The 20,633-nt window shown below is 61.8% G+C and carries 16 protein-coding genes; 1 reads left to right on the forward strand and 15 read right to left on the reverse strand.

Annotated elements, in window-relative coordinates; genetic code table 11:
* Positions 1-60: 60 nt before the first annotated feature.
* From VOI22_RS20735 to VOI22_RS20770, 8 genes are all read right to left on the reverse strand, one after another.
* Positions 61-1,371, reverse strand: coding sequence for an FAD-binding oxidoreductase (locus VOI22_RS20735; RefSeq protein ID WP_323798356.1), 1,311 nt, complete (start codon positions 1,369-1,371; stop codon positions 61-63).
* The gene (locus VOI22_RS20740; RefSeq protein WP_323798357.1) at positions 1,371-2,720 is read right to left on the reverse strand and encodes a glutamine synthetase family protein; all 1,350 of its coding nucleotides are present in this window, start codon (positions 2,718-2,720) and stop codon (positions 1,371-1,373) included. Before VOI22_RS20740 ends, VOI22_RS20735 begins: the two co-directional genes overlap by 1 nt.
* Positions 2,721-2,922: 202 nt before the next feature.
* Entirely contained in the window at positions 2,923-3,522 is a 600-nt protein-coding gene (locus tag VOI22_RS20745) for a ferric reductase-like transmembrane domain-containing protein (RefSeq protein ID WP_323798358.1), read from the reverse strand.
* A 189-nt stretch (positions 3,523-3,711) separates the two neighbouring features.
* Positions 3,712-5,448: a thiamine pyrophosphate-binding protein gene (locus VOI22_RS20750; RefSeq protein ID WP_323798359.1), complete on the reverse strand. Its 1,737-nt coding sequence runs from the start codon at positions 5,446-5,448 to the stop codon at positions 3,712-3,714.
* A 31-nt stretch (positions 5,449-5,479) separates the two neighbouring features.
* Positions 5,480-7,051, reverse strand: a complete 1,572-nt coding sequence (locus VOI22_RS20755; RefSeq protein ID WP_323798360.1) for a class I adenylate-forming enzyme family protein — start codon at positions 7,049-7,051, stop codon at positions 5,480-5,482.
* Entirely contained in the window at positions 7,048-7,737 is a 690-nt protein-coding gene (locus VOI22_RS20760; protein WP_323798361.1) for a GntR family transcriptional regulator, read from the reverse strand. Before VOI22_RS20760 ends, VOI22_RS20755 begins: the two co-directional genes overlap by 4 nt.
* A 213-nt stretch (positions 7,738-7,950) precedes the next feature.
* Positions 7,951-8,439: a hypothetical protein gene (locus VOI22_RS20765; protein ID WP_323798362.1), complete on the reverse strand. Its 489-nt coding sequence runs from the start codon at positions 8,437-8,439 to the stop codon at positions 7,951-7,953.
* A gap of 204 nt (positions 8,440-8,643) precedes the next feature.
* Positions 8,644-10,242, reverse strand: coding sequence for an MBL fold metallo-hydrolase (locus tag VOI22_RS20770; RefSeq protein ID WP_323798363.1), 1,599 nt, complete (start codon positions 10,240-10,242; stop codon positions 8,644-8,646).
* 504 nt (positions 10,243-10,746) lie between these two features.
* On the opposite strand from VOI22_RS20770, the gene VOI22_RS20775 reads away from it, so the two are divergent.
* Complete coding sequence (locus VOI22_RS20775; protein WP_323798364.1) at positions 10,747-11,715, forward strand: sulfurtransferase; 969 nt, start codon at positions 10,747-10,749, stop codon at positions 11,713-11,715.
* Here the strand turns inward: VOI22_RS20775 and VOI22_RS20780 are convergent.
* From VOI22_RS20780 to soxB, 7 genes are all read right to left on the reverse strand, one after another.
* Positions 11,705-13,303, reverse strand: a complete 1,599-nt coding sequence (locus VOI22_RS20780; protein WP_323798365.1) for a fused MFS/spermidine synthase — start codon at positions 13,301-13,303, stop codon at positions 11,705-11,707. The two genes, VOI22_RS20775 and VOI22_RS20780, sit on opposite strands and share 11 nt — an antisense overlap.
* The gene (locus tag VOI22_RS20785) at positions 13,300-14,379 is read right to left on the reverse strand and encodes a YeeE/YedE family protein (protein WP_323798366.1); all 1,080 of its coding nucleotides are present in this window, start codon (positions 14,377-14,379) and stop codon (positions 13,300-13,302) included. Before VOI22_RS20785 ends, VOI22_RS20780 begins: the two co-directional genes overlap by 4 nt.
* Before the next feature lie 77 nt (positions 14,380-14,456).
* Positions 14,457-15,728, reverse strand: coding sequence for an NAD(P)/FAD-dependent oxidoreductase (locus tag VOI22_RS20790; RefSeq protein WP_323798367.1), 1,272 nt, complete (start codon positions 15,726-15,728; stop codon positions 14,457-14,459).
* Positions 15,729-15,754: 26 nt separating this feature from the next.
* Entirely contained in the window at positions 15,755-16,480 is a 726-nt protein-coding gene (locus tag VOI22_RS20795; protein WP_323798368.1) for a c-type cytochrome, read from the reverse strand.
* Between the two features lie 14 nt (positions 16,481-16,494).
* Positions 16,495-17,538 (reverse strand): c-type cytochrome, encoded by a 1,044-nt coding sequence (locus tag VOI22_RS20800; RefSeq protein ID WP_323798369.1) that lies wholly within the window; start codon positions 17,536-17,538, stop codon positions 16,495-16,497.
* On the reverse strand, positions 17,522-18,778 hold the full coding sequence (soxC, locus tag VOI22_RS20805; protein ID WP_323798370.1) for a sulfite dehydrogenase: 1,257 nt from the start codon (positions 18,776-18,778) through the stop codon (positions 17,522-17,524). Before soxC ends, VOI22_RS20800 begins: the two co-directional genes overlap by 17 nt.
* A gap of 20 nt (positions 18,779-18,798) precedes the next feature.
* Positions 18,799-20,490, reverse strand: coding sequence for a thiosulfohydrolase SoxB (soxB, locus tag VOI22_RS20810; RefSeq protein ID WP_323798371.1), 1,692 nt, complete (start codon positions 20,488-20,490; stop codon positions 18,799-18,801).
* Positions 20,491-20,633 lie beyond the last annotated feature (143 nt).

Below are 20,633 nucleotides of genomic sequence, written 5' to 3' on the forward strand. Positions count from 1 at the left end.
CACTGACTGACGCTGCTTGAAAACGAAAAGGCGCGGTTTCCGGACCGCGCCTTTCTCTGTCTAGATCCCCAGCTTGTCCCGCAGCGCGTACCACCACGAGCCCGCCGCCGAATAGGGCACCCGGAACATCCGGCCGCCCGGGAACGGGTACCACGGCACCTTCTCGAACACGTCGAACCGGGAACGGTCGCCATGGATGGCTTCCGAAAGGATACGGCCGAAAGTGTGGGAGCCGGTAACGCCATGGCCGCTATAGCCGTGCGCGAAATAAGTATTGTTTCCGATCCGGCCCATCTGCGGCACGCGGCTGAAGGAAAGGGCGAAATTCCCGCTCCAGGCGTAGTCGATCTTCACGCCCTTCAGTTGCGGGAACACCTTGTTCATATTCGGCAGCAGTTTGGCCCTGATATCGTGCGGGTCGGTGCCGCCATAGACCGTTCCCCCGCCGAACAGCATCCGCTTGTCGGCGGAAAGGCGGAAATAGTCGAGAATGTAGCGCACATCCTCGACACAGACGTCGGTCGGGATCAGCTCGGCCGCGCGTGCCTCACCCAGGGGTTCGGTCGCCATGACCTGGGTCGAGACCGGCATGACCCGCGCCGTCAGCGTGGGCACCACATGCCCCAGATAGGCATTGCCGCACAGCACAAGCGTCGAGCAGGTGATCGAGCCATCCGGCGTCTTCACAACAGGCTTTGCCGCGTCGGTATCGACATGCACGGCAGGCGTCTGCTCGTAGATTACCCCGCCCAGTTTCTCGAACGCGGTGGCCTCGCCGAGCGCAAGGTTGAGCGGATGCATATGACCGCCGGAACGGTCGATCACGCCGCCTGCATAGACGTCCGAATTGATGTGTTTGCGGAGCTGCTCCTTGTCGAGCATTTCCTGATTGTTGATCCCGTAGCCCTGCCAGAGCTTAAGCCGCTCCTCCAGCTCCCGCATATGCGCGCCGGTATAGGCTGTGAAGACGTTGCCGTCCTTCAGATCGCACTGGATATCGTAGGTCTTCACCCGTTCGCGGATGATCTCGCCACCTTCCTGCACGAGGCCGGCGACGAAATTGGCGGTGTCCGCGCCATAACGCTTCTTAATGGTTTGCAGGCTGGCATTCAGGCCGTTGACGATCTGCCCGCCATTGCGCCCCGAGGCGCCCCATCCGATCCGGGCCGCCTCGATAATCGCGACCTTGTGCCCCTTCTCGGCCAGATGCAGCGCGGTCGAGAGCCCGCTATAGCCCGCGCCGACAACCAGAATGTCGACTTCAATATCGCCTTTCAGCGGCGGGCGCTCCGGCGACGGGTTGGCGCTGGCCGCATAGTAGCTACCAGTATGCGCGGTCACGCCCTCGAACATCTTTTCCGGACGGCTCATCACACGACCTCCAGATAGCTGTCATACTCGAAGTCTGTTACCTGACGGGCGAAGCGTTTCAACTCCTGCAGCTTGCTTTCGACCAGCATGGTCTGCAGCCGTTTCGAGTAGACTTTCCGGATATTGCGGCCGCGCCGGAAGGCCTCGATCGCGGTCGCCCAGTCCAGCGGCAAATGATCGAGCTTCATGCTGTAGGCATCGCCGGTGATCGGCTCCTCCGGTTGCATCTCGCCCTCGATCCCGATGAACGCGCCACCGAGAATGCTGGCCAGTACAAGATAGGGGTTCGTGTCCGCGCCAGCGACCCGATGCTCGATCCGGCGCGCCTTGGGACTGCCGCCCGGAATTCGGATGGCGGCGGTACGGTTCTCATACCCCCAGGCAACGCTTGTCGGCGCGTGCGCGCCGGGCAGCAACCGGCGATAGGAGTTCTCGTGCGGGGCGAAAACCAGCGTGTTTTCCTGCATCGTCGCCAGCAGCCCTGCGACCGCGTTCCGCATCAGCGGCGCACCTTCGTCGGTGCCATTATCGAACAGATTCTCGCCCGCCTCGTTCTCGAGCGAGAAATGGACATGCAGACCACTGCCCGCCCGATCTCCGTAGGGCTTCGCCATGAACGTCGCGGCAAGGCCGTGCTTGCGGGCGATACCACGGACCAGACGCTTGAAAAGAACTGCATCATCGGCCGCCTTCAGCGCGTCGGCCACATGCACCATGTTGATCTCGAACTGACCGGCGCCGTTCTCGGATATGGCGGCGTCCGCCGGGATACCCTGCTCGGCGCAGGCATCGTAGACATCGTCCAGAAACTCATCGAAATGCTCAAGCTCGTCCAACGACAATGCGCCGTCGGAATCCAACCGCTTGTCGGTGATCGGCGAGCGTGGCGGCTCCGGCTGCGTGCCGCTTGGATCGTAGAGATAGAATTCCATCTCGGTCGCGACCACCGGGGTCAAGCCCCGCTCCTTGTACCGGGCCACGACCTCGGCCAAAGCCCTGCGCGGATCGCCCAGGAAAGGCTTTCCATCCTCCTCACGCATCCACAACATGGCCAGCGCGGAGGGTCTATTGGTCCAGTTGATCAGAACGATCGGGCGTCCGGTGAAATCGCAGATCCCGTCGGAATCCCCGGTTTCGAAGACAAGTTCGCTGCCTTCGATATCCTCTCCCCAGACATCGACGCTGAGGGTGGAAAGCGGCATGCGCAGGCCGCCCCCGAGAACTTTTACCGCCTGTTCGATAGGCAGGCGCTTGCCGCGCATCGTGCCATTCAGGTCACAGACACAGGCGAAGACGGCTTCAATTTCGGGATTTTCCAGCAGCAAGCTGTTCAGATTGTCGACAGACACTCTTGGCCTCGTTCGGACACATGAAGATCAGGGGCGATTTTACTGACTTCAGAGCTCTTTTTCGCCATCTGTCAAACCGAATATGAGCACGTGGAGCGATAGCTCACGAATAGTGGGTTGCAGAAGCATGGGCATGTCATTGTCGGAACAGTATATCGCTCCCGGTTGGCGAGGCAAAACAGTGAGCCGGAATTCGGCACGCCTAGCGCCGAATGGCCCACACTCGCAGGTCCACCCCGACCTTCACCGCGGCCAGAACGACCAGCATGCAAAGAGCCACCTTCGATAGTGTCTCCATCGTTCCCTCGATCAGGAGGGCATGAACCACACTGCACACGACGATGATTGCGGCGAGGCTCGTGTGAGCAAGGCGCCACGTGCGCACGCGCAGCCGGAACCGGCGCCGGAACGCGGCCAAAACAGCGGCCCCGATGACTGCCCACATGGCGATCACACCCCAATCCGAAAACGGCGTCGGCGATGCGAAGAGAAGCGCGTCGATCACGTCCGGTGGGCTGGTGATCCAAAGGCCGGCAACGTGGATCGCCACCGCGATGACAAGAACGGCTCCAATAACGCGATGGATCCTCCGTCCGCGCGGAGCGGGCAGCCCCGGCAAGTACCCTCCGATCAGCAAAGGCTGAACCAACAGCAGAGCCATCGCGATCACTCCCGCAAACCCGGCCACTATGTAGACCGGGCTGCGCCATGCAAGCAGCGGACTGGCCGCCGCTGCGGCTATTGGCACCGCAATGGCAACAACGAGAACAGCCCACACCAGGGTCGTACGGACCGAATTCATTATCGTCGACCTCCCGTCGTTCAGACCAGCTTGAGGACAAAACCCGCGTGCAGACTGGTATTTCGCGCACTCGGCATTACGCCGTCATTCTGGCTGCCCCCGGCCCTCTGGTCATTGGGATATGGAAACACCGCCCTCCAAAAGAAGTAAAAACTCCTCGCCGACAACTGAAAGCGAGGAGTTAATCGCTCAGACGGTTTCGCCGCGCCGGCGCCGCTCGGCGTCGTCCCAGGCGGTGAGCGCCTGGTAGTCAGGCACGAAGCCAAGCCCTTTCTGCGCGTCGGAGGAGACCGCGTCCCGCGAGGTCACGACATCGATCACAGCCGGCGCATTGGCCAGCGCCCGTTCCAGCGCGGCCGGAAGGTCCGCCGGATCCTCTACCCGCTCGCCATGGGCGCCGAAGGCCCGGGCCATGGCCGCATAATCCGCATGCTGCAACGTGGTGCCGACGACGCGCCCGCCGTAATTCACTTCCTGATCGAAGCGCTCAATGTTCCAGGCCGCGTTGTTGGAGACGATGAAAACCGCCTTGGCGCCATGCCGGACCGCACTATCAACCTCCATCGCATTGAGCCCGAAGGCGCCGTCGCCATTTACCGAGATTACCTGCCGGCCCGGCTCCGCCAGCGCGGCGGCAACCGCGTAGGGCACGCCGACGCCAAGACAGCCAAAGGCTCCGGCGTCCATGTAGGTCCGAGAGGCGAGACCGACCCGGGCGAAACTGAGCAGGTCTCCGCCATCCGCCACCGCAATATGATCCGGGTCGGCAACCTTGCGGATCGCATCGAAAATAGCCATCGGGTGGATCTTGCCGTCGCCGCCCTTCGACGGGCCGGTCCCGGCGGCACTCTTTGCAATCCGTTCCCTGTGCTTCGAGCGCAGGCCGTCGAGCCAGCCCGCGTCCCGCGTACCCGCATCGTTGCCGAGCGCGTCGGTCAGCGCGTCGAGGGCGAGCCCGACATCGGCCAGGATCTCCGGCTGGCCACGCCGATTGTCAAAAAGCTCGCCGGCATTGTCGGCAATGCGCAGGAAAGCGGCGTCGGGAAAGACCGCAGGCGAGCCGAAGGCCACCTGGTAGTCGAGCTTGCGGCCGAGGGTGATGACAAGATCCGCCTGCCCCATCGCCGCAGCGCGCACCGCACCCACAACGGACGGATGATCCGCCGGTACCAGGCCGCGGCTTTCCTGGGTGTCGAGGTAGAGCGCGTCAGCGGTGTCGAGGAAGCGGACAAGCGCGTCTCCGGCCCAGCGGGCACCCCGTCCACTGATCACCAGCGGGCGTCGGGCGGCGCGGATCGCGGCGACAGCTTCTGACACCCGGTCCGGGCTGGGTGCAGGCTGGCGCGGCGGCTTCGGCGCCATCCAGTCTGCAGGTATCAGGTTCTCCGGCACGTGGGTGCGCAGCACATCGGTCGGAATCTCGATATAGACCGGACCGGGCTCGCCGGTGTCACCCATCGCACAGGAAATCGCCTCGTCCAGCTCGCGGATCACCTGATCCGGCACCCGGGCGGTGCGGGAATAGCGGGTCACCGGGCGCAGGATGTCGACATGGGGGATATCCTGCAACGGCCCCATGTTGGCCTGCGGGCGCGAGGTGCAGCCGCCGATCAGCAGCACCGGCATACGGGCGAGCGAGGCATTGGCCATTGCTGTCACCGTGTTGGTCACACCCGGCCCCGCCGTCACCATGGCGACACCAAGCGTGCCGGTCAGCTCCGCATGGGCATGAGCCATGTGCACGGAGGCAGCCTCGTGCCGCACATCATAGACCTTGATGCCGTTCCGGGTGGCATGATCCCAGATCGGCTGGATATGACCACCCTGCAGGCCGAAGAACCGGTCGATGCCGCGCTCCTTCAGCAGGCGCGCGATCCACGCGGCAACACTCAGCGTGTCGGCATTGAGGTCTTGGACGTCGGTCATTCCTGTTTCTCCCTGGGACCCTGTTTGCGGGTCAGTTTTCGGACATGCGGCTTGCCAGCAGGTCACGCAGCACTCCGTGCTGGATCTTGCCTGTGGCAGTCCGCGGCATTTCCGTGGCTTCGATAAAGGTGACGACACGCGGTCGCTTGTAGCCGGCGAGTTTCCCCCGCGACCATTCGATCAGGGCCTGCGCGGAAACGCCCGCGCCATCGCGCAGCACGACCGCTGCCTCGACCCGTTCTCCCCAGCGGCTGTCCGGGCGTCCGACGACGGCGACGTCGCGCACATCGGGATGCCGGGCCAGCACCGCCTCGACCTCGGTCGGGTAGATATTCTCGCCGCCGGAGATGATCATGTTCTTCTTCCGGTCGATCAGGCGGATAAATCCGTCCGGCTCGCGCAGGGCCACGTCGCCCACCGAGAGATAATCTCCCCGGAAGGCTTCCGCCGTCTTGTCGGGCCGGTTCCAGTAGCCGTCGAAGACGTAGGGACCGTTGCTGTAGAGCTCTCCCGGCGTTCCGTCGGGCACTTCATTGCCGTCATCGTCGAGCAAGCGGATCGGCAGGGAGCCAACGACCTCGCGGCCGACCGAGCCCAGATGATCGAACTGCTCGTCCGGATGCAGCATGGTCACCCAGCCGGCCTCGGTCGAGCCGTACAGCTCGAACAGGCCGGAGTTCGGGAACATCTCCATGACCCGGTGCTTGGTTTCCTCACGCGCAGGCGCCGATGAGATCATCAGCTTCTGCACCCGCCGGAGGTCGCCGGCCTCGCCCCGGAGATCGAGCATCATCTCGTAATGGGTCGGCACCAGGGAGGTGAAACTCGCTCCGGTCTCGGCCAAGGCCCGAAGGCAGTGCCCGGCATCGAAACTGCGGCGGGAAAACACGCTGGTCGCACCGCCGCAATGCAGAAAGGAGGCGAAGAAATAGAGGGAATTGGCGTGACACATCGGCATCACCAGCATTGCCTCGTCATTCCGGCCGAGGCCCAGTTCAACCGCCGTCATCAGGGCGAGATTGCCGATTCCCTGATGCCCGCGGATCGCGCCTTTCGGGTTGCCGGTCGTTCCCGATGTATACATCAGGCACCAGGGATCGGAAGGTGTGACCGCCACTTCCGGCTCACGTGGAGCACCGGCCGCGATCAGGTCTTCATAACCGCGCCAGCCGGCTGGCGTCCCGGTCCCGGTCCCGGTCCCGCCGAGATGCACAAACCTGTTCTCCGGGACACTTAGATCGGCACGAATTTCGTCGATTGCATCGTGCAGCTCCTGCTCGGCGATCACCGCCGAAACCGCGCAATCTTGCAGGATGAAACGAATCTCCGGCGTCACCAGACGGAAATTCACCGGCACCGCGACAAGCCCAGCCTTGGCGGCAGCGGCATAGATTTCCAGCCACTCGACCCGGTTCCAGGCCAGCACGCCGACCCGCTCTCCCTTGGACAGCCCCAAACCGAGTAGCGCATTGGCCAACCTGCAGGCGCGCGCATTCCAGAGCGCGAAGCTCATCTCCCGTTCAAGGTCACGAGCGCCTATCCGGCCCGGCTGCAGCCGTGCCTGTGCGGAAAGCATCTGCCCGATATTCGGCATTGGTGTCATCTACCAGCCTCCCGCTGCTGCGCCATCTCGAGGGCGCTGGCCAGCAGCTCGCAGGCATTCTCGACGTGGCTCACGGCGAGCCGTTCCGCTGTATCGCTGTCGCCGGCCAAAACCGCCTCAAGGATTTCCGCATGCTGCTTCCAGATCACTTCCGGTCGCTCGGCCTGGCGCAACACATCGACCATTGCCCGGCGCAGAAATCGCCAATGGGGTTCCGCCGTTGTCGCCAGCATCGGATTGCCTGCAGCCGCATAGAGCATGAAATGAAAAGCATCATCGCGGCGCATCAGCGAGACGGCGTCCCCCTCGGTCGCCGCCGTCCTTGCAGCCTCCTGTATCGATTCCCCTTTTGCCCTCAGCGCAGCCGATGGCGACGGATCGGCGGCCATCCGCGCGGCGGCCTGCCTGGCAGCCCATCCGTCCAACGCTGCGCGAATGCCGTAATGGTTCCGCATCCGGCCCGGGTCGAGCGGCGCCACAAAAAGACCGCGGCGGCCACGCTCCTCCACCATGCCGTCTGCTTTCAAGAGCGACATGACCTGCTGGATCGGTTGTCTGGAGACGCCGAAACGGTCGGCCAACCTCTCCTGCACGAGATGGGTTCCGGCACGGAGGCGACCGTCACAGATTTCTTCGACCAGCGCGTCGTAAACCTGATCCGTCAGCTTGGGGACGATCTTGAGCATATTTCGCATCCAGAATTCTGAATTCTGAATTCAATATATACACCCAGAGAACGAGTCAAAAGCTGATATCGGTTTACCCATTCGCGGAAAGCGCGCAGCGATTACCCGCGCCGGCACTGACACTAGCAGGCTGTTACAGGAGGCTGTATGCGCGAACAGAAAGCGTTGAGCTCATCCCGGTGATTTGAAACGCGGTATCCTTCGCTCTCTCTATCAGACTGGCTTGAGGACAAAATCCGCACGCAGACTGGTATCTTTTGAGCTCGACATGACCGGACGCAGGAAGACGGTTTCGAATTCATCACTGTCATAGGCGAGATGTCCGTGCGGCTGCCCGAAGGCAGGAACGATCTGCGGCATCTCAAGCCGGAACTCCCCATTCTCATCGGTAAGCGTGGCGCCATGACTGTGCGGGTCACGCTCGTACCCTTCGGTCGTATGCGCCCAGATCTGGATGCGCTGGCCTGCCAGCGGAGCGCCGTCGCCCGCTCGGCGTACCGTTCCCGTCATCCAGAAGCCGCCACCACCGATCCGTTCCACGATCGGGGCATTGGGGATGTAGTTGTTCGAACCGCCACGCATCGAGGGTGTCGGCGCCAGGCCTTGCGCCTGCGCCGGAACATAAAGGCCGCCGCCCCATGTTGCTGCGATAGCACCGCCCGCGACAAGCAGGGTGCGTCGGGTGAACTGTTCGACGGACATATGGAATTCTCCAATTGCGCGTGACATTTCCAAGGCCATCCAACGGGACAAATCTCGACAATCGCCGATCTATGCCCCTCATACGGCCCCCTTATGATTTATGAGGATCAGAGCATGGGATAACCGGCACTCACGGCTTCGTGATGCAAGATCATTGAACAATCAGCCCAGAGCTTAGAGGCGAGTCTGGTTCCACTCAGAGGCTCACTCCCGCTTGGGATCCTCCAGAGCCCTGATGACCCGCCGCATGATCTTGCGCCGTGACCGGTCATCGGCGGCGGTCTCCATCTTTTCCCTGAGGCGAAGAGAGAACTCTGCCAGATCGTTATGCCAATCCGGTCCCCGAACGGCTTCCGGAGCAAGGCGTTTGACCTTCTTCTTGAACCGGATAGCAGTATGCCCCGCTGACAAGTCGACGACATCGTCCAGCTGAGGAATGACGATCCGTTCCGGATCGACGCCCTTGGCTTCCAGGCCTTCTCGCATGGCCGACAAAGCCTCCTCCTCACCATGTGTAAGGAAGATGGCCGATTTCACCGGCAACCGGTCGGTCAGCCAGTCGATCAATTCGTCTCCGTCCGCATGTCCGGAATACACATCGATCTGCCGGATCGTCGCCTTAACGCGGTGTTCTTCGCCGAAAATCGTGACTGCTTCGACACCCCCGGCGAGAAGTGCCCCGAGAGAACCCGGAGCCTGGTAGCCAACCAACAGGACGGTCGCATCGGAGCGCCACAGATTCTGCTTCAGATGATGGCGAATTCGTCCTGCATCGCACATTCCGCTGCCGGCAATGATAATCGCGCCCCCCTTCACCCGGGCGATCAGCTTGCTCTCATCGACAGACTCGGTGAAACGGATGTTCGCACGCCTGAAACTGGCTCCAACGGCCGGGAGATCCTCGAGATCGGAGGCATTCTTCTCGAAAACCTCCGTCGCTCTGATTGCCAGTGGCGAGTCGAGGAAAACCGGCACCTGAGGGATACGCCCCTGATCAAACAGTGCCCCCAGATCAAGCAGAAGCTCCTGCGTTCGTTCGACCGCGAATGCGGGAATTAAGAGGTTGCCTCCCCGCGACAGCGCCGTGTTCACTTCCTCGGCAAGCACAGCCCGCCTGTGCTCAGGCGTTACATCGACACGAGGCCGCCCGCCGTAGGTCGCCTCACAGCAGACCCAGTCCCAGTTCCCGGGTGCTTCCGGATCCGGATGAAGCAGTTTGTGGTCCGGACCAATATCGCCGGAAAACAGGAACCGCGACAGCCTCGCGTCCCGATCCCCGGATGACACTTCGACCTCGATCGACGCCGATCCGAGAATGTGCCCGGCATTCCAGTAACGGGCGCGAACGCCATCGCCGACCTCACGCCACGTCTCGTACTCGACAGAGGAAAAAGAGCCGAGCGCGGTCTGCGCATCTTCCTTGCCGTAGATCGGCGTCACCGCCGGCCGGCCGCGCCGCGCGTTGCGTCTGTTCAGCCGCTCGACCTCCATCTCCTGGATCCCGCCACTGTCCGGCAACATGTAGGTCAAGAGATCGACCGTTCCGCTTGTGGCGAAGATCTGCCCGGTGAAGCCCTGCTTGACCAGCTTGGGAATGAGCCCCGAATGATCGATATGCGCGTGGGTCAGAAGAACGAAGGAAATCTTCTTCGGATCGAACGGAAAGGGCCCGTAGTTGAGCTCCTTCAGGGTCTTCGAGCCCTGGAACATTCCGCAATCAACCAGGAACTGACAGCGGTCCGTTTGCAACCAATAGCACGACCCGGTGACGGTCCCGGCTGCGCCGCAGAAGGTCAGGATCATTCGATAAAACTCCGTTGAACGCGCTCAATCCAAAAATGTTAGCAGGCAACGCCGACTGACTTCGACAGATTACCCGCCGCCAGGCTTCTCAGCCATTCGATTAATTGGGTCCTGTATGCGTCTTCTCTTTTCGCCCAACGGGCGGGCGGACGGCGAAACTGCGCCATTCTGCCTGATGTCACCGGCATTGAAGAGCCCGCAGCAGATACGATCCGTTCTGCAATCAGCGACGACAGGGAAAGCATAGCCTCCACAGGGAACAATATTTGACCGTTTCGTTCTATTTCCATCGCGTCACCTAGGCGATTGGGAACGAATTTTATATTTATCCTCCGAGGGCTGCTGATTTTCCGCTCGATCAAGCGGAACAGCCGACCCGAGTTTTTACGACTACCGGCACAGGATCACCGTCACTGTCGCCCGACCGGAAGCAGGGCCATATCAGCTCAGCTTCCGCTCAAGCGCCCAGGAGACAACCTGCCGGTCAAGAGAATGGAACCGACAATGAAACCGATCGTCACAGCTTTGGTTGCCTTGATCGCACTGTGCGGAACAGCAGTCGCCCAGACGGCGACGCCGCTGGTAAGCGTTGAGTGGGCTGCGGCCAATATCGGCAAGCCCGGCGTCGTCTTTCTCGATGTCCGCGGTCGTCTCGCCGGTGCCAGCAAGGAAGATTATCTGCGCGGCCATATCCCCGGCGCGATCTGGACCAACTATCTGAAAGACGGCTGGCGCACCGAGGATGCCAACGGCACGATCGCGCAGCTTTCCAGCGCCGAAACGCTGGAAACCACGATCGGCAATCTCGGCATCGAGAACGAGGACCATGTCGTCATCGTTCCGGCCGGGAAATCTGCGCTCGATATGGGAACGGCAACACGCATCTACTGGACATTCAAGGTCGCCGGTCATGACGCGGTGTCGATCCTGAATGGCGGCATGAAGGCCTACACGGCCGAGATAAACGCCGAGACGAAGCAGCCGGTGAACCCGCTCGAAACAGGTGATGTCGTGCCGGAACCGACGATCTTTACCGTGGAACTGCGTGAAGACATGCTGGTCACGAAAGCCGATATGGCCGCGGCAAGCAACGCTGGCGAGATGATCGTCGACAACCGGCCGCAGGACCAGTTCCTCGGCATCAACAAGCATGCCAAGGCAAAGCGTGCGGGAACCATCCCGGGTGCCCGCAATCTGCCGGAAAACTGGCTGACGCAGAACGGCGGCACGTTCCGGGACCGCGACACGATTGCGAAGCTCTACCAGCTGGCTGGCATCAAGACCGATGGCGCGCAGATCAACTTCTGCAATACCGGCCACTGGGCAAGCCTCGGCTGGTTCGTTTCCCAGGAAATCCTCGGGAACAGGGCTGCCAAGATGTATGACGGCTCAATGGTCGAATGGTCGGCGGACGCGGGCCTTCCCGTTGACTCGATGCTGGATCGCCCGCAGACGGCCCAGGTCACTCAGTAGGCACACCCGAGAACAGGACCGGCGCCAGCAGCCGGTCCACCGGCGCGAAATCGTCGGTCAGCACAACCGGAGACGGTTCTCCGGGATCCATCAGATCCGCGATCGGGATCCGCTGCCAGCTACGGCGGATCCCGAAGGCAGAATGGATCGTTTCTTCCGGCACGCCTGACAGGGTCGCAACAACCTCATAGGTCACGCGGCCGTCCGGGCCCACCCCGGTTCCCTCGCCCATCTCCCGCCAGACCGTCACATCCGCGAAGTCGAGCGACAGTGTCTGGACCAGCGCCGCGAGGAAGCGCGGATTGCGTGCCCCATCCACCACATTCGCAACGTAGAACCCCTGCGGACGCAGCCGGGCCGCGACTTCGGCATTAAACTCGCGGCTGACCAGATGGGTCGGCACGGATATGTCGTGGAAGGCGTCACCGAAAATGACGTCGAACCGGGGTTCGGGCGGCAGGGATTGCAGCAGGGCACGGGCATCGCGGTGATGGATCTCGAGCCCCGATGCGGACACATCCAGCCAAAGATAGTCACGCGCCGCCGCCGTGACCGCCGGATCGATTTCCGCGACCACCAGACGCGCGCCGGGAACTGTCGCCGCCCAGGAACGCGGCAGTGAGTAACCGCCGCCGCCGATGAAGAAGGCTGAGAAATCCACACCGGGGAGATCGAGCGGGAACCGGCGCCGGGCAAACTCATCGACGAATTGAATATAGGGGCTGAAGAGCAGGCTCGGGTCTGCCTTGTCATTGATGCTGTGCACCAGATTATCCAGCACCATCAGACTGCTCGGGCGCCCGCTATAGGGCGCAAAGTCATCGATGACGATGCAGAAATAGTCGCTTTCGACAGTACACCTGGAATCGAATGCACTGCGGGCAATACCCGTCCCTGCGAGAGGCAGGGATAACAGCAGGATCGATATGGCGGCAATCAGAGCCGGACGCCTTCCCGCGAGCAGAGCGCACCCCAAAGCGAGGGTGCCGTATAGCACCGTCACCGCGATCAGCGTGCCGCTGGAGCCGATCCAGGAGATGAAGAGATAGCCGGCCGAGAGCGTGCCTAAAATGCTTCCGGCCGTGCCGACAGCATACATGGTTCCAATCACGGCCCCCGTCTGGCCCGGATTGGCGTCGACGGACAGTTTTGTGACCATCGGCGCGACCATCCCGACAAAGAGGCTCGGCAACAGGAACAGTGCCGTTGTCAGGCAGACCACGATCGTCACCTGGCCGAGTCCTGACGACAGCAGGCCGACAGCCAGATCATTGAGCAATACAAGAGCAAGCAGGCTGCTCGCTCCGGCCAATGCAAGCGAACCAGCCAGACGCTTCAATACACTCTGCCTGTCCGTCTCGGGACCGGCCATGAGACCACCGATCCAATGCCCGGCGGAGAGGCCAGCCAGAACCACAGCAATGATCGCCGTCCAAGTATACAGCGACATGCCGACATAGGGCGCGATCAGGCGGCCGGCAACAATCTCCACGACAAGGCCACCGGCCGAGCTGAGGAACAGGACGATTCCGAGAAACAGGCGGATAATCAGCGGCATGGAGCCCATTCTTTCTGCAACGTCAGTCATGAGAGAGCCCGTCCAGGTGCCGGCGCAACGCCCCGGTCTCCCATCGCCCACTGGCAGGCTCCGGCACCAAGCCACATGGCCAGCAGTGCCAGCCAGGCGGTCAGAGAGAGTACCGAACCGCCGGTGACCCCTGCACCGACCGCGCAGCCGCCAGCGAGCATGCCGCCGAAGCCCATCAACACGGCGCCAAAGACGTAGCGCACCATACCGGTCGACTGGTCAAAGACCTCGACACGGAATTCCCGCCTGACCAGCGACGAGGCGCAGGATCCGAGAGCGACGCCGGGCACGAGACCGAGACTGAAACTGAGCGGCACGCTGGGCGCGGTGATCAACGCCATAAGCGTATCGGCCGAAGGCCCGGTGAAGGTAACGCTCAGAACCGAGACCGGCTCGAAAGAGACGTGCGCCAGGGACGCGGTAAAGAGCCACCCGCAGGCGATGGTTCCGCCCAATGCCATCGACAGCAGGGCACGGGACCATCCCAGAGCCGATCTCGATGCCAGCAGCACCGCAACCGCCAGCAGGGCACCGCCGAGCAGGATGCCAAATACATCAGGAACATGAAGATTGAGATTCCGGATTTCCGGACTGACGGTCCAGAGGGCGGAGAGATCAAGCCGCAAAGGCGACAGGATGCCGGAAAGCGCCGCCTGGGCCACGACCGTCACCAGCAGCCCGGTCATCAGGGCCCGGAGATTCCCGGTCGCCGAAAGCACCAGAAGGCGGCTGGCGCAACCGCGGGCGAGGATCATGCCAATGCCGAACAGCGCACCGCCGATGATCGCCCCCGAGAGCGTCCCGACGGAGGTCAGTTGCCGCACTTCTGTTGCTGGCAGGGTCTCTGACCAGAGCAACAGCTGAACGAATAGCAACGCGGAGCCGAAGACAAGCAGCCAGACCGCGAAACTTGGCCCGAGCATGCCGCGCCAGAATTCCAGTGATGCGCTTCTTAGGCAGAAACGGCTGGCCTGGGCGCAGGCGCCGAATGCGAGCCCCACAAGCAATCCGCCAAGTCCAGCCTTCGCAGGATCCGACAGCAGGTCGCTCGCAAGCAATGTCTCAAGAAATTCCATATCGACCAGTCTGTCAGATGCTCAGGCTAAGCGTCCCGCCGCCGGCCAGTCCGGCCAGGCGGCGGGGTCAATCAGTGTCAGCCGAACATGTCCTTACTGATTCCGGCGTACCAGCCAATGCTTTCCTCGTAGGTCTGCTTACGAAGGGCGGCATCCTCGCCGTTCTGGCTGATAAAGCCCGAGGTCTTGGCGATCTTCTCCGCCGTCGCCTCATAGGCTGCGCCGACCTTCACGCCGTTGTTCGTGCCGATCAGCGACCAGCAGGTGTTCGCAAACTTGGCCGGGAAGACCTTCGAGCCGGTCAGCGCGCCGCGAATGGCGTTCGCCGCCACCTTGGCCTGACTGTTGGCGGAGAAACCGGATTTCGGCATGTCTCCCTGGTGCGCGGAATCTCCGAGAACGTGGATATTCTCATCCTCACGGCTTTGCAGCGTGGCGGGAACCACCGGCGCCCAGCCCTTGTCGTTCGTGATCGCAGCGAGCTCGGCAATCCGGCCGGCTTTCATCGCCGGAATGACGTTGACGACATCCGCCTTTGTCACCTCGCCGCCGACAACAAGCTCCATGCTGTGCGGACGGACCTCTTCCAGCGCACCGGTGAATTCGGAATCCAGCCAGTCGATCATTCCCGGATAGCTATTCTCCCAACCAGCCTGGAACAATCCCTGTTTGGAGAATTTCTTCTTAGGATCGAAGATCAGGATTTTCGCCTTCGGGTTATTTTCCTTCAGCATATGCGCAACCATGGAGACGCGCTCGTACGGGCCCGGCGGGCACCGATAAGGGTTCGGCGGAGCAACCATGGCGAACACGCCGCCCGGCCGCATCGCTTCGACCTGTGCTTTCAGCAGCTCGGTCTGCGAGCCGCCCTTGTAGGCATGGGGCATGCGGTTCTGGTGCGATAGATCCCAACCGGGTACCGAGCCATCGACGAAATCAATGCCGGGAGAAAGAACCAGCCGGTCATAGGGCAGCGATGCCCCGCCGGCCAGGGATACCGTCTTCTTATCCCGATCTACGCCGACAGCCCAATCATGCACAACGTTGATGCCGTATTCGCTGGCGAGCTTTCCGTATGTATGGCCAAGCGATTCAAGGGTCCGGAAACCGCCGAGATAGAGGTTGGAGAAGAAGCAGCTGAAATAGGTGCGGGTCGGCTCGATCAAAGTGACGTCGAGCGCGCCCTTGCTGTCTTTCGCAAGGTATCGCGCTACAGTCGCGCCGCCGGCGCCGCCGCCGACGACGACGACCTTGGGCTTTCCGTGACTGGCGCCCATGATCATCGGTGCAACGCTAAGCGCGGCAGTTGTCGCCGCTCCTTTAAGGATCGACCTTCTACTCAGAGACATGGCAATTCCTCCCTTTTACACCTCGTTTATTCGAGGCCTTCGAAATACGCCGCTAAACCGGCGATCTCTTCGTCTGACAAACGACCGGCCATCATCCGCATGACCGGATGCGCCCGGATCTCTTTCTTGTAGGCATGCATAGCGACGACAAAGTCCTCCCGCGGCCACCCCGTGATCGCTGGGATACCCTCGTCCAATCCGCCCGCCTGATGGCATGTCAGACATTCGCCGGAAAGATATTCACCGTAGTCCGGATCGCCGACGATGGCGAGAATGGCGGGATCAAGCGCGTGGTCGGTTGCGGTCGATGTAGGTTCGGCTTCCGGAATGTCGCTCGGCTTGTCTGAGAAATCGCGTAAGTAGGCGATGACATGCGACCGGTCCTCAGCGCTCGGCATGCCGATGAAATTCATCCGCGTCCGCGAAACCAGGCTTTTAGGATTTTCGAGATAGGCGTCCAGACTGTCAGCCGTCCAGATCAGGCCATCGGCCCCGGCACGGATCAGTCCTTCAGAATAGCGGAAAGCCTCGACCGAACCGGCGACGCGGCCAAACACCCCGTTCAGGTGCGGGCCGACAGCGTTTCGGGCTTCCTTACCGACACGGTGGCAGGCCTTGCAGACCTGGAACAGCCTTGCCCCGGTCTTCGCATCTCCGATTTCGCTCGCGGCAACAGGGCCGGACGCAGGTGAGACGGCAAGCATCACGGCAAGGCTGACTGCCTTGATGATGCGAGCCGTCCACACACTCATCCGGACATCCCTTCTTACTCGGCCATCGCTTTCAGGTAAGCGATAACTGCCGTGAGATCGTCTTCCTTCTTAAGGCCGGCGAAGGCCATCTTGGTCCGCTTGATCATCGACTTGGGCTTGGCGAGGAAGGTCGCGAGCGTTTCCTCATCCCAGACCAGCCCATCAGCGCCAGCTTTCTGCATATCCTTGGAGTATTTCTTGAAACCTTCCGCAGTACCAGCGGCTCGTCCAAAGATACCATTCAGGTGCGGGCCGATCTTGTGCTTCGCCTTATCGCCGACAGCATGGCACGCCTTGCATTTCTTGAAGACCTTCTCGCCAGCCTTGACCAGCGCCGGATCCACAGCCGGAGCGGCGGCGACCTGGGTCGCTTCCTCTTTCGTTGCCTCGGTTTCTTCCGCAGCCGGAGCCGCAGAGGAATGTTTCGAGGTCGGGTCGTCCGGCGTCACGTCGACAACCTGCGCACGGGCGGTGATCTTCACCTCCGGCTTGCAGTCCGTCATGCAGGGGGCGCGGTTCTTCCAAACGGCGGTCTCGGGACGGTCATCCGCATAGAAGCCACCGGCGTTCGGCATGACGACCTCTGTGAAGTTCTCCCGGCTGAGCTCGAAATCCTCATCGACCAGATCGTTCAGATAGAGCAGATAGGCCGTCAACGAATAGGTCTCGTCAGCCGTCAGGGACTGGGCATCGCCAAAGGGCATGGCCCGGTGCACATAATCCCAGACCGTCGAGAGATAGGGCCAGTAGGACCCGATCGTCTTGACCGGACGGGCGCTGGTCAGCGTGTCCCGGCCGCCGGCCAGCACGGGCCAGCGATCAACAGCCTCGCCGAAATCACCATGGCAGGAGGCGCATCGTTCCGCAAAAATCGGCTCGCCGTCCACTACCGAGCCGTTGCCTTCGGGCAGGCCCAGACCATCAGGACGGACATCGATATCCCAGGCAATAACCTCGTCCGGAGTGGCCGGTCGACCAAGGCCGGTCGGCTCCGCCAACGCAGGTCCCGCAAGGCCGACCGCGATGGTCAGCGCCGCCAGATTAAGAAATCTCGACATTCTCCGCCTCCCCGTTCGCGTTGACATGCCAGGTCTGAATCCCGTTGTTGTGATAGATTGAGTTTTCACCCCGAACGGCACGCAGCTCGTTCTTGGTCGGCTGCACATAACCGGTGCTGTCGACAGCGCGTGACTGCAGGAGTAGCGGGCTGCCGTCCCAGTCGAACTCGTAGTAAAAACGGTGCATCGACTTGTCCCAGGACGGCCCGTCGATCCGCGCCTGCTGCCAGTTCCGGCCCCCATCCGTGGTGACATGCACTTCCTTGATCGTGCCTCGACCGGACCAGGCGACGCCGGTGATGATCGTCCGGCCCTTGCCGTGCGTGATCGGAGCCTGCGGGCTCGGGTTAGTGATCACCGACTTGGCGTCCATCTCCCAAGTGAAGCGACGGGCTTTCCCGTTCGCCATCAGGTCCGTGTATTTCGAGGTTTCCTCGCGATGGTGCCAGGGCATGTCGCCGACTTCGATCCGGCGCAACCACTTCACCCACATGTTGCCTTCCCATCCGGGCACAACCAGACGCACCGGATAGCCTTGCTCCGGGCGCAGTGCCTCCCCGTTCATGGCGAAGGCGACCAGGCAATCGTCAAGGGCTTTCTCGATCGGCACGGAACGGGTCATCGCCGCGGCGTCGGCGCCTTCCGGCATGATCCATTTAGCGTTGGTCTTGAGACCAGCTTCCTCAAGGATCAGCTTCAGCGGAATGCCGGTATAGATGACATTGTGGATCATGCCGTGGGTGAACTGGCAGCCGTTCAACTGCGCGCCGCGCCACTCCATGCCACTGTTGGCCGCGCATTCCAGAAAATAAGCGCGGTTCTCACGCGGGAAGCGCTTCAGGTCTTCCATCGTGAAGACAAGCTCGCGCTCGACCAGACCGTTGATCATCAGCCGGTACTTGGCCGGATCGACTTCAGCGACACCACTATGATGCCGCTCGAAACAGAGACCGTTCGGCGTGATCACACCATCCAGCTCGTGCAGCGGAGTGAAATTGATCGAACTCACCGGGTCCGCTGTCAGCCAGGGAACATTCCGGCGCCGAACATGGGCCTCATAGGGTGACGGCGTGCCGTAGGGCTTTGCGTCAACGCCCTCGCCAAGCTGGTTTGCCCAAGGTTGAACCTCAAGGATCGCGGGATCGCCCGCTGCCAGTGCCGGCGCCGCGGCGAGTGCGCCACCGGCAGCCAAGCCGCCCTTCAGGAAGGTTCTGCGTGAGGTTGGTGTTTTCTCAGTCATCTTTCCGTCTCCGGCCCGGTCTATCCGGCAATTGTCTTCACGGCTGAATTCGGGGTGATTTCGACCCGTCCCTTTCGGGCGACATATTGCTCGACAAGGTCGTAGATCGGCGGCCCCTCGGTACCCTCGTTTACCGACGCCCAGCCTGCGACCACGTAGGACTTGCCCGGGTCGATGGCCTCGCCGGTCTTCAGCAGGGTCATTCCTGATATACGGCTGCCAATCGGCTTGTTGACGTTGATCGAGTAGCCCATGCCTCCGACACGCACCATGTCGCCGCCCTGCTGATAGTAGGGGTCGGGATTGAACAGGTTGTCGGCGACGTCTTCGAGGATGGTGTGGATCAGTTCGCCCGTCATCTCGCTGCGATAGACGTTGGGATAGGTCATCGACGTCGCGCCGTAGATATCTTCGCGGGTGATATCGTCACCCGGCAGCAAGCTTGGCCCCCAGCGGAAGCCCGGCGACAGCGCAATGTCGGCTTCACGTTCCTCAAGCAGCGCCTGACAGATCAGGTCGTCCCAGGTGCCGTTGAAGTTCCCACGGCGGTACAGCAGGGATTCGGTCTGGCCGATCACTTCGCCGAGTTCCGCCTTGAACGGGGCGCGCTGGGCGTCGACCAACGCAGTCATTTCGGGATCCGGTGCGATCACGTCCGAGAAGATCGGAATCAGGCGGTATTTGAAGCCCTTCACACCACCGTCGCGGACATCCAGATCGAGCCGGGAGACGAACTTGCTGTGGGAGCCGGACGCGACAATCAGCGTATTGCCGACCTGGACCGGCTCCGGCAGGGCGTCATGCGTATGCCCCGACAGGATGACATCGATGCCCTCGACCTGGCTCGCCATCTTGCGGTCGACGTCGAACCCGTTATGGGACAGTACAACGACCAATTCGGCACCATCAGCGCGTACTTCCTCGACCACCTCGCGCATGCGCTGCTCGCGGATACCGAAGGAAAGGTTCGGGAACATCCAGCCCGGATTGGCGATCGGCAGATACGGGAAGGCCTGACCGATGACGGCGATCTTGACGCCGCCGCGCTCAAAAATCTTGTGGGAGTCGTATGCCGGCTCGTTCCATTCACTGTCGAAGATGTTCGCGCCAAGGAAGGGGAACGGCAGTTCATCGACAATCTCGGTCACCCGGTCGATGCCGTAGGTGAACTCCCAGTGCGAGGTCATCGCATCCGGCTTCAGCGCGTTCATGACATTGACCATGTCCTGCCCCTGCGTGCGCAGGGCGGTCATGGAGCCGTGCCAGGTGTCACCGCCGTCAAGGAACAGCGCGTCCGGCCGGTCGGCACGGATTGACTTCAGGACCGTGGAGATCCGGTCGAAACCACCGATCTGGCCATACTCACGGGCGAGGGCCACAAAATCTTCCGAGGTCAGCGCGTAAGCCTCGGGAGTGCCGGCTCTCAGGCCATAGGTGTCTAGGAACTTCTTGCCGGAAATATGCGGCGGCAGGCCAGCGGATTGGCCGACACCGATATTGATCGACGGCTCGCGGAACCAGACAGGCATGAGCTGGGCATGGCAATCGGTCAGATGAACCAGGGTGACATTACCTGTCGTCTCGAAGTCCAGCAGCTGATTCTGGGTAAGCCGCTGTTGTGCGGCGAGCTGGGCCCAGTTCCCGAAACCGCTCAGTCCGACGATTGCAGAGGCGGCAAACGACGTCTGGAGGAAATCGCGGCGCGACAACATGACATGAGGCTCCTTCAACAAGTCCCGTTTCGGAACACAATTCTCCTCACTGAAACACCCTGCATTTCAGGTAAAGGAGCAGATAAAGCGTTTAAAATCCGACCGTGTCCGGAGCCCTAAACGGACCCCGGACACGGAACTGG

Origin of the sequence: Nisaea sp. (genome assembly GCF_034670185.1) — a bacterium.
Lineage (GTDB): Bacteria > Pseudomonadota > Alphaproteobacteria > Thalassobaculales > Thalassobaculaceae > Nisaea.